Genomic DNA, 10,415 nt, shown 5'->3' on the forward strand with positions numbered 1-10,415 from the left:
GCCGCCGGCCGGTCATCCGTAGAGGAAGGTGCGGGTGAGCCCGTCGACGGACGGATTCGCGATGTTGGGCCCGCTCTGTTTCGGCCGGTACGGCAGTACGTACACACAGACCGTGTAGTGGCGGCCGGGTACGAGGGGGATCTCGACCTTCACCCTCTTGGTGAACCCCCGGGCGTCGGTCCGCATCCGGTGGAAGCCGACGGCCGGCGGATCGGCGGGGTACAGCGCCTTCACCCCCGCGCCGTCCTTCAGCCAGACCCAGGCGTCCAGCACCCGTTCGGAACGTGACCGCCACTGGGCCACCATGTAGAGGTCGTCGCCCTCCTTGACCCAGCCGGGCCGCACCTCCACACCGGGAAGGGCGCTCCACTCCCGCCACGGGCAGTCACCGCCGCACTCCTCGGAGGCGGCTTCGGGCGCGGGTCTCCCCGGGGTCGCGGGAGGCGCGGGCGCCTCGGTGCGAGGGGCGGCCCCGGGCGGTGCCGGGGGTGGCGCGGTGCTCGCGGAGGCGGGACGGGAGGCCGGGGAGGGAGTGGCGGGGGCGCCGGGGGAAGGCGGCCGGGTGGCCGGATTCCCCACGGTGTTACCGGAGTTCCGGTCCCCGCACAGGGCTCCCGAGTGGCAGGTGGTGGCGTCGCCGCATCCGGCGAGCGGGAGACACATCAGCAGGGACGCCGCCAGGACGGTGCTGCGGACGGCACGGACGCGCATGAAGATCCTCACTGGTGCTTACGGGGCTCTTCCCGCTCGCCGGTAACGCTGTTGTGATCGTTGTTGTCCCCGCAGATCGCGGTGTCGCAGTGGGTCTCCCTGCCCCCGCCACCGGACTGGATGACGCCCGCGACGACGGCGGCGACCGCCGTGATCACCGCAGCTCCGATGGTCACCTTCTGTCCCTTGCTCAACCCGGCCACATCGCCCCATGTGCTCTCATTCGGTCGCGGATGCCGCACGCGGCGCTCCACCTCGCCGGTCTCCGCGTCCGAGACGGTTTGTCGTGGCCGGGATCGTAACGCACCACCGCCCCGCGCGGGACGCCCCCGAGCCCCGCACATGACGGGCCAACCGGCCTGCGGGGAACAGAAGTTGGTCAGGAGCGCGTGTCTCCCGGCGGGACCGGCCGGAGCCGGGCGAGGAAGTCGCCGACGGCACGCGCCATGCCGTCCGGGTCGTCGTCGTGGATCCAGTGGCCGGCCGACGGGAAGGTGACGAGTTCGGTGTGTGGTCTGCGGGTGGCCATGGCGGTGGCCAGGTCCGCGGGGAGGAGGGTGCTGCGGCCGGCGTGCAGGACGAGTGCGGGGCAGGTGGATCCCAGCCAGTCGGCCCACCAGTCGCCGACGCCGTTCTCCTGGACCGTCATCATCTCGTCCCAGTCGAACAGGAACCGCCAGTGGTCCCCGTCCTGGACGGCGCTGTGCAGGAAGTAGGTGCTGTCGGGGGCGCCGGCCTCCTCGATGCGCCGGCCCAGTTCCCGCTTGGTGGGGGCGGTGGCGGGCCAGCCGCGGACGTTGAGGACGGGGTGCTCGATCTCGGGGCAGCGCATGACGGGGCCGGCGTCCTCAAGGACGAGCGCCGAGACCAGTTCCGGGTGGCGGGCGGCCAGTTGGAAGGCCGTCGTGCCGCCCAGGGAGTGGCCGAGGACGACGACGGGGCCCAGGTCCAGTGCGCGCAGGAAGCGGGCGGCGTCCTCGACGAAGTCCTCGCGGCGGTAGGCGTCCGTGTGGTCGCTCAGGCCGTGGCCGCGCTGGTCGGGTGCGATGACCCGGGCCAGGCCGGCGAGGTCCCGGGCCAGGCGGGTGAAGATCGCTCCCCGCCCGAAGGAGCCGTGCAGGGCGACCAGCGGAGTGCCGCTGCCGCCGAAGTCGACGTAGGAGAGGGTGTGTTCGCCCAGGTGGACGGAGAGCTGCTGAGACATGGGCGTCAGCCTAGGAGGGCCGTGCGGCGCCCGCCATCGCGTTTCGGGTTCCGTGAGGAGCGCACGGCCGAGGAGCGGACGTACCCGGTGACGGGTACGCCCCGGTCGGCGGGTGCCGTCCGGGGCGTACCGGGTGCGGGCGGGCGGTGGTGCGCCCGTCCGGTGGTGCCGGGGTGTCAGGCGAGGGTGGCGAGGGCCTCGTTGAGGGTCGCCGACGGGCGCATGACCGCCGCCGCCTTGGTGGTGTCGGGCTGGTAGTAGCCGCCGAGGTCGGCCGGGGAGCCCTGGACCGCGACCAGCTCGTCGACGATCTTCGCCTCCTGCTCCGTCAGGGTCTTGGCGAGCGGGCCGAACGCCTCCGCGAGCTGCGCGTCGTCCTTCTGCTTCGCCAGCTCCTGCGCCCAGTAGAGCGCGAGGTAGAAGTGGCTGCCGCGGTTGTCGATGCCACCGAGGCGGCGGGTCGGCGACTTGTCCTCGTTGAGGAAGGTCGCGGTGGCGCGGTCGAGGGTGTCGGCCAGGATCTGGGCACGGGCGTTGCCCGCGGCCTGCGCCAGGTGCTCGAAGCTGGCCGCCAGCGCGAAGAACTCGCCGAGGCTGTCCCAGCGCAGGTAGTTCTCCTTGACCAGCTGCTGGACGTGCTTGGGGGCGGAGCCGCCGGCGCCGGTCTCGAAGAGGCCGCCGCCCGCCATCAGCGGCACGACGGAGAGCATCTTGGCGCTGGTGCCCAGTTCGAGGATCGGGAAGAGGTCCGTCAGGTAGTCGCGCAGCACGTTGCCGGTGACGGAGATGGTGTTCTCGCCGCGGCGGATGCGCTCCAGCGAGAACTTCGTCGCCTCGACCGGCGACATGATCTCGATCCGCAGGCCCTCGGTGTCGTGCTCCGGCAGGTACGCCTTGACCTTCGCGATGAGCTGCGCGTCGTGGGCGCGGTTCTCGTCGAGCCAGAACACGGCCGGGTCGCCGGTGGCGCGGGCGCGGGTGACGGCGAGCTTGACCCAGTCGCGGATCGGCGCGTCCTTGGCCTGGCACATCCGGAAGATGTCACCGGCGGCCACGGCCTGCTCCAGGACGGTGTTGCCGGCGCCGTCGACGACCCGCACCGTGCCGGCGGCGGGGATCTCGAAGGTCTTGTCGTGGCTGCCGTACTCCTCGGCCTTCTGCGCCATCAGGCCGACGTTGGGCACCGAGCCCATCGTCGAGGGGTCGAAGGCGCCGTGCGCGCGGCAGTCCTCGATGACGGCCTGGTAGACGCCGGAGTAGCTGCTGTCCGGGAGGACGGCGAGGGTGTCGGCCTCCTGGCCGTCGGGGCCCCACATGTGGCCGGAGGTGCGGATCATGGCCGGCATGGAGGCGTCGACGATGATGTCGCTGGGGACGTGCAGGTTGGTGATGCCGCGGTCGGAGTCGACCATGGCCAGGGCCGGGCCGTCGGCCAGCTCGGCGTCGAAGGACGCCTTGATCTCCGCGCCCTCGGGCAGGGACTCCAGGCCGTTGAGAATGGCGCCGAGGCCGTCGTTCGGGCTCAGGCCCGCCGCGGCCAGCTTCTCGCCGTACGCGGCGAAGGTCTTCGGGAAGAAGGCGCGCACCACGTGACCGAAGATGATCGGGTCGGAGACCTTCATCATCGTGGCCTTCAGGTGCACCGAGAACAGCACGCCCTCGGCCTTGGCGCGGGCGACCTGCGCGGCCAGGAACTCGCGCAGCGCGGCCGCGCGCATCACCGACGCGTCGACGACCTCACCGGCGAGCACCGGGACGGACTCACGCAGCACGGTGGTGGTGCCGTCCTCGGCGGCCAGCTCGATGCGCAGCGTGCCGTCCTCGGCGAGGACCGCGGACTTCTCGGTGGAGCGGAAGTCGTCGGCACCCATGGTGGCGACGTTGGTCTTCGACTCCGGGGTCCACGCGCCCATGCGGTGCGGGTGCGTCTTGGCGTAGTTCTTGACGGACGCGGGGGCGCGCCGGTCGGAGTTGCCCTCGCGCAGGACCGGGTTGACGGCGCTGCCCTTGATCTTGTCGTAGCGGGCGCGGGTCTCGCGCTCCTCGTCGGTCTTCGGGTCGTCCGGGTAGTCCGGCAGCGCGTAGCCCTGCTGCTGGAGCTCGGCGATCGCGGCCTTCAGCTGCGGGATCGAGGCCGAGATGTTCGGCAGCTTGATGATGTTCGCGCCGGGGGTCTTGGCCAGCCGGCCGAGCTCGGCGAGGGCGTCGTCGATGCGCTGGCTCTCCTCCAGACGCTCGGGGAAGCTCGCGATGATGCGCCCGGCCAGGGAGATGTCACGGGTCTCCACACGGACGCCGGCCTTGGACGCGTACGCCTGGACCACAGGCAGGAACGAATACGTCGCCAGGGCCGGGGCCTCGTCGGTGTGGGTGTAGATGATGGTCGAGTCTGTCACCGGTGCTCCGCTCCACGTCTGCAACATTGCTCGACATCAAGATATCTCGTACCGGCGTCCCGCTCGACAGGCCCCCGCTCCCTCCGGGCTCCGCGCACCCGCCCCGGGCGGGCACGGCGGCCCCGGGCGGGGCATCCTTGAGCCGGCCCCGCGCCGTCCCGTACGCCGCAGCACCCCGGAGGAACCGCCCGATGAGCGCCCCGCACGCCCCCGCGGACGATCTGACCTACCCGGAGCGGGGCGCCACCCGGCGCTCTCCGCTGCCGCCCGGCTACCACCATCTGCGGGTGTCCGTGCCCGTCGGCCGGGGGCGGGCGGCGCTGGCGGCGGCGGGTGAGGCGGTGCTCACGTTCGGGATGCACCGGGCCGCGGGCGTCGGGATACGGGCGGAGGCGGGGCGCGCCGCGCCGGGTGTGGGGGTCGAGGTGCGGGTGGGCGCCGGTCCGCTGCTGCTGCGCGCGCCGTGCCGGGTGGTGTGGGCCGTCGACGAGGAGGACCGCGCCGGTTTCGCGTACGGCACGCGGGCGGGCCATCCGGAGTGCGGGGAGGAGGCGTTCTGGGTCGAGGCGCGCGAGGACGGTTCGGTGTGGCTGACCGTCACCGCGTTCAGCCGCCCCGCGACCGTGTTCACCCGGGCGGCGGGGCCGCTGGTGCCGGTGATGCAGCGCTGGTACGCGCGGCACTGCGGCCGGACGCTGCGCCGTCTCGTCCGCCGCCGCGCCCGCTGAGTCCTCCTCCGGGACGGGCCGCGCGGCGCTCCCCGGTGAGCGGATGCCCGCGTCCCCCGGGGACGCGGCAGTGTCCGGTTCGAGCGGGAATGCGGGGTGTGCGCGGCCGTCTTAGGGTGTGCGCATGGCCGCGTTCCGATGGATTTCGGCCCCGGCCACCGGCCCGCGACCGAGGACACGGGGCCCGTTCGCCCCGGTGCCGCCCGGGAGGCCGCTCCCCCGCCGCCCGTCGTCCGCGGCGGCCGTACGGCGGCGGGACGCGCCATGACGCACCGGGACGAGCCGCCGCACGAGCAGCACGACGCCCCCGGCGCGCCCGCGTCCGGACGGCGCCACGAACCGATCGGCCTGCGCCGCCGCCTCACCCTGAACCAGATGGGGACCTTCGACTGGGACCTCGTCACCGGGATGATGGAGTTCGACGACGGCGCCATGGACGTCCTCGACCTGCGTCCCGGCGAGTGGAACGGCGTCGCGCTGTCGCTGGCCGCGCGGATGCCGACCGAGGAGAGCGACCGGCTGGACAGCGCCGTCACCCGGGCGTTCCAGGAAGGTGCCTCCCACTACGGGGCGTACTTCCGCCTCCGGCGTCACGACGGGTCGCTGCGCTGGACGCACTCCCAGGGCCGCATCCTGCACGACGCGAACGGCGTCCCGTACCGGGTGGTCGGCGTCGTCCGGGAGGCGTCGGGCGAGCTGGCGGACTCGGCGGCGCTGCGCTCGCTCCACGAGGAGCGGCAGCGGCAGACGGTGACGGTGCAGCGCACCACCGCGGCGCTGGCCCGCGCCCTGTCGGTCAAGGACGTGACACGGGTGCTCACCGGGCCGGACGGGGCACGGCGGTTCGGCGCGGACGCGCTGATCCTGGGAATGGTCGAGGGCGGCCGCTTCGAGATCATCGCGGCGACCGGGCTGACGGGCGAGGTCCCCGAGGAAATGCGGCGTTCGCGGCTGGACGAGACCCTGCCGCTCTCGTACACGGTGCTGTCACGGCGGCCGACGTTCCTGCGCACCCAGGGCGAGATGATGGCCCGCTTCCCCCGGCTCGGCCCGTACGGCGGCACCCTGCCGGCGGGCAGCGCGTCGTTCCTGCCGCTGGAGGCCCAGGGCCAGGTCATCGGCGCGCTGGGCCTGTTCAACTCCGAACCGTCGGCGCAGTCCGCCGAGGCACGCAATCTCGCGCTCGCCCTGGCCGGTGTGGTGGCGCAGTCGATCCAGCGGGCGACCCTCTACGACCAGGAACGCGAGTTCGCGACCGGTCTCCAGGCGACGATGCTGCCGCGCCACGTGCCCGCCATTCCCGGGGCCGATGTGACCGTGCGCTACCACCCGGCGAGCGAGGGGCGGGACATCGGCGGCGACTGGTACGACGTGATCCCGCTGCCTCAGGGGCTGACCGGCCTGGTGGTGGGGGACGTGGCGGGCCACGACACCCACGCCGCCGCCGTGATGGGCCAGCTGCGGATCGCGCTGCGGGCCTACGCCAGCGAGGGCCACGCCCCGGAGACCGTGCTGGTGCGGGCCTCGCGGTTCCTGAACGAGCTGGAGACCGACCGCTTCGCGACCTGTACGTACGTCCAGGCGGACCTGGAGTCCGGGGCACTGCACGTGGCCCGCGCCGGCCATCTGGGGCCGCTGGTCAGCGACGGGTCCCGGCACATCGACTGGCCGGAGGTCCGCGGCGGTCTGCCGCTGGGCCTGGCCACCGCGTTCGGCCACGACCACTTCCCCGAGACCCTGCTGTTCCTGGAGCCCGGCTCGACGCTGCTGCTGTGCACCGACGGCCTGGTGGAGCAGCCGGGGAGCGACATCTCGGCGGGGATCGAGGCGCTGTCGGACGCGGTACGCGCCGGCCCCGACGACCTGGAGGAGCTGGCCGACAGGCTCTCCGCCCAGCTGTGGAGCGAGCCGGGCCCGGAGGACGACATGGCGCTGCTGCTGCTCCGCCGCCGCAGCGGGCCGGGCGTCGCCACCACGCCGCGGCTGCGCATGCACATCCACCAGGCCGACCCGTCGGGGACGGCCGCGGTCCGCTCGGCGCTGCGCCGCACCATGGACCAGTGGCGGGCCGGGGAGGTCGCGCACAACGTCGAGGTCGCCGCGTCGGAGCTGATCGCCAACGCGCTGACGCACACCGAGAGCGGCGCCCTGGTGTGCATGGAGCTGGTGCCCGGCGAACCCCGCCGCATCCGGCTGGAGGTCGAGGACCGCTCCAGCCAGTGGCCGCGGAAGCGCCACCCGGGCGAGACCGCGACGTCCGGGCGCGGGCTGCTGCTGGTCGAGGCGCTGTCGGACGACTGGGGCGCGGAGCCGCGCGGTGCGGGCAAGGCGCTGTGGTGCGAGTTCGCGGTGCCGGAGGAGCCCGCGCCGGCCGACGGCGGGCGCTGCGGGTGACGGGGGTGCGCCCCCGGGGTACCCGCCGGACGTACCGCCGGCCCGGGGCCGCCGCCGCGCGGTGGTGACCGCCTCGGCGCTCGGCGGGGTGCTGGCGGTGGTGGCCACCGCCGTGCTGGTCAAGGGCGTTACCTGGAGCGGGGACACGGCCGGGGGCACGGAAGCGGCCGGCGGCGGGAAGGACGGGGCGTCGCGGGCGACGTTTGCTCTCACCGTCACCCTCTGGCACGACCAGGACGGGCCGTAGGGCCTGCCGCCCCACTCGGTCCCGCCCTGGTCCCGGTCGTTCGTGAGCGGGTGGTCATGCCCTCGGCCGATGCCGTGCCGGACCGAGCGCCAAGATCCACCTGGCCTGCGTCAGACCGCGCCGGCTCAGGCCGCGAAGCCCCCGTCCACCGCCAGTTCCGCGCCCGTGACGTATCGGGCGCTCTCGCCGACCAGGTACGAGACAGCGTCCGCGACCTCCGCCGCCGTGCCGTAGCGGCCGAGCGCGGTGAGGCCGCGCTGGAGGTCGGCGGAATCGCCGTCGCCCGGGTTCATGTCGGTGTCGATCGGGCCCGGGTGGACCAGGTTGACGGTGACCCCGCGCGGGCCGAGCTCCCGGGCCATGCCCTTGGTGAAGCCGATCAGCGCGGCCTTGCTGGTCGCGTAGAGCACACTTCCGGGGAAGGCCACGCGCTGGGCGACGCAGCTGCCGATGCTCACGATCCGTCCGCCCTCGGTCAGGTGCTCCACTGCCGCCTGAGCGTAGAGGTAGGGCGCGCGAACGTTCACCGCCAGCACCCGGTCGATCTGGTCGCACGCCGCCGCCTCGATCGGCCCGACGGCACCGACACCCGCGTTGTTCACCAGGATGTCCAGCCGCCCGTACCGCTCGGCGACCTCCGTTACCGCGCCGCGTACCGCCGCAGGGTCGGCGCTGTCCGCACGGACGGCCCGGCCGGTCCGCCCCATCGCGGTGATCTCGGCGGCCACCTCCTCGGCCAAGGCGGCCGAGCCCTGGTAGGTCAGCGCCACGTCCGCGCCGTCCGCGGCCAGCCGCAGCGCGACCGCTGCCCCGATCCCCCGGCTGCCGCCGGTCACCAGCGCCACCTTGCCGGCGAGCACCGTCGCACCGTTCATCGTCATCTCCGTAGAACTCCTTGTTCCGGTCTTGGACACACTCGATCCAAGACCGCGACGCCCTGCGGTTCCGGCGGCATTCGGACGTGACGTTCACACTTCAATGACCGCTCCGTAGACCCCGGCGGTACGGACCGACCGCGGCTGCCCGGTGCCGTTCGGTCCGGCGTCCGCCGGCAGGTCCCGGCCGGACGGCGGGAGCGTGACGGCAGGCCCCAGGGCCGGCCGGGGCCCGGTCAGTCCTCCGGCCCGTACCACAGTGTGGTGATGTTGCAGAACTCCCGGATGCCGTGCCCGGACAGCTCGCGGCCGTAGCCGGAGCGTTTGGTGCCGCCGAAGGGGAGGCCGGGGTGGGAGGCGGTCATCCCGTTGAAGAACACCCCGCCGGCCTGGAGGTCGCGGGCGAGGCGGTCCTGTTCGGCGAGGTCGCGGGTCCAGGCGTTGGCGCTGAGGCCGAAGCCGGTGTCGTTGGCGAGCAAGACCGCCTCGTCCAGATCCGCGACCCGGTAGAGGCTCGCCACCGGGCCGAACGCCTCCTCGTGGTGGATGCGCATCTCCGGTGTGACGCCGGTGAGCACGGTCGGCTCGTAGAACCAGCCGTGGGGACGCTCCAGCGGGCGCTTGCCGCCGCACTCGGCGACGGCGCCCCGGTGGACCGCGTCGTCGACCAGTTCCTCCAGGTCGGAGCGCCCCTGTTCGCTGGCGAGGGGCCCGACGTCGGTGTTCTCGTCCATCGGGTCGCCGACCCTGAGGGCCTTCATGCCCGCGAGGAAGCGCTCGGCGAACGCGTCGTGGACGTCGGTGTGGACGAGGAACCGCTTGGCGGCGATGCAGGACTGGCCGTTGTTCTGGACGCGGGCCGTGACGGCGACGCGGGCGGCCTTGCCGAGGTCGGCGGAGGGCAGGACGAGGTAGGGGTCGCTGCCGCCGAGTTCCAGGACGGTCTTCTTGATCTCGTCACCGGCGGCGGACGCCACCGCGCGGCCCGCCGGTTCGCTGCCGGTGAGGGTGGCGGCCGCGATCCTCGGGTCGCGCAGGACCTCCTCGACGGCGGACGAGCCGATCAGCAGGGTCTGGAAGCAGCCCTGGGGGAAGCCCGCCCTGCGGAACAGTTCCTCCAGGTAGAGGGCGGTCTGCGGGACGTTCGAGGCGTGCTTGAGCAGCCCGGTGTTGCCGGCCATCAGGGCGGGCGCGGCGAAGCGGACGACCTGCCACAGCGGGAAGTTCCACGGCATCACGGCGAGGACGACGCCCAGCGGGCGGTAGCGCACCACGGCGCGGCGGGCTCCGGAGTCGCGGACGTCGGCGGGGTCCGGGTGCTCGTCGGCGAGCAGGGCCTCGGCGTGGTCCGCGTACCAGCGCATGGTCTTGGCGCACTTGGCGGCCTCCGCGCGGGCCGCGGTCAGGGTCTTGCCCATCTCGGTGGTCATGGTGCGGGCGACGGCGTCGCGGTCGGCGTCGAGCAGGTCGGCGGCCTCGCGCAGCCAGGCGGCGCGGCGGGCGAAGGGGGTGGTGCGGTGGGCCTGGAACGCCTGGTCGGCGAGGACCAGCCGGTCCTCGATCTCGCCCGGGTTGAGGGCCTCGAAGGTCTTGAGGGTCTCGCCCGTTGCGGGGTTGACCGTGGCGATGGCCATGGACGGTACCTCCTCGGTGGTGCGGACGGGCGGCGCCGCGCGGCGCCGGGGTGTCCGCCGCGTCCCGCCCCGGTGTGTCGTCCGGCGGGCGGGACACGCGGACGGTCACTGGGACAGGGGGGACGGGGCCGGTGAGGGGTCCGGGACCGGGTCCGGCCCGGGCGGGCGCGGTACGGGGGACGGCGACGGGGAGGGGTCGGGCGGCCCCGGTGGCGTCGGCGCGGGC

The 10,415-nt window shown here is 73.7% G+C and carries 9 protein-coding genes; 3 read left to right on the forward strand and 6 right to left on the reverse strand.

What is annotated here, in order from left to right; genetic code table 11:
• Positions 1 to 12 precede the first annotated feature (12 nt).
• The 4 genes from AC51EU_RS21550 to AC51EU_RS21565 form a co-directional block, all read right to left on the reverse strand.
• On the reverse strand, positions 13 to 711 hold the full coding sequence (locus AC51EU_RS21550; RefSeq protein ID WP_496268664.1) for a hypothetical protein: 699 nt from the start codon (positions 709 to 711) through the stop codon (positions 13 to 15).
• Between the two features lie 8 nt (positions 712 to 719).
• On the reverse strand, positions 720 to 887 hold the full coding sequence (locus AC51EU_RS21555) for a hypothetical protein (RefSeq protein ID WP_496268665.1): 168 nt from the start codon (positions 885 to 887) through the stop codon (positions 720 to 722).
• 203 nt (positions 888 to 1,090) lie between these two features.
• Positions 1,091 to 1,915: an alpha/beta fold hydrolase gene (locus AC51EU_RS21560; protein ID WP_496268666.1), complete on the reverse strand. Its 825-nt coding sequence runs from the start codon at positions 1,913 to 1,915 to the stop codon at positions 1,091 to 1,093.
• A 176-nt stretch (positions 1,916 to 2,091) separates the two neighbouring features.
• The gene (locus AC51EU_RS21565) at positions 2,092 to 4,311 is read right to left on the reverse strand and encodes an NADP-dependent isocitrate dehydrogenase (protein ID WP_496268667.1); all 2,220 of its coding nucleotides are present in this window, start codon (positions 4,309 to 4,311) and stop codon (positions 2,092 to 2,094) included.
• 191 nt (positions 4,312 to 4,502) lie between these two features.
• Between AC51EU_RS21565 and AC51EU_RS21570 the strand changes: the two genes are divergently transcribed.
• From AC51EU_RS21570 to AC51EU_RS21580, 3 genes are all read left to right on the forward strand, one after another.
• Complete coding sequence (locus AC51EU_RS21570) at positions 4,503 to 5,039, forward strand: DUF1990 domain-containing protein (protein ID WP_496268668.1); 537 nt, start codon at positions 4,503 to 4,505, stop codon at positions 5,037 to 5,039.
• Between the two features lie 264 nt (positions 5,040 to 5,303).
• The gene (locus tag AC51EU_RS21575; protein ID WP_496268669.1) at positions 5,304 to 7,433 is read left to right on the forward strand and encodes a SpoIIE family protein phosphatase; all 2,130 of its coding nucleotides are present in this window, start codon (positions 5,304 to 5,306) and stop codon (positions 7,431 to 7,433) included.
• 64 nt (positions 7,434 to 7,497) lie between these two features.
• The gene (locus tag AC51EU_RS21580) at positions 7,498 to 7,680 is read left to right on the forward strand and encodes a hypothetical protein (protein ID WP_496268670.1); all 183 of its coding nucleotides are present in this window, start codon (positions 7,498 to 7,500) and stop codon (positions 7,678 to 7,680) included.
• Positions 7,681 to 7,805: 125 nt separating this feature from the next.
• Here AC51EU_RS21580 and AC51EU_RS21585 read toward each other — a convergent pair whose 3' ends face one another.
• Entirely contained in the window at positions 7,806 to 8,561 is a 756-nt protein-coding gene (locus AC51EU_RS21585) for an SDR family oxidoreductase (protein WP_496268671.1), read from the reverse strand.
• Positions 8,562 to 8,791: 230 nt separating this feature from the next.
• Complete coding sequence (locus tag AC51EU_RS21590; protein ID WP_496268672.1) at positions 8,792 to 10,189, reverse strand: NADP-dependent succinic semialdehyde dehydrogenase; 1,398 nt, start codon at positions 10,187 to 10,189, stop codon at positions 8,792 to 8,794.
• Positions 10,190 to 10,415 lie beyond the last annotated feature (226 nt).

The sequence above is a fragment of the Candidatus Streptomyces philanthi genome, assembly GCF_059553635.1.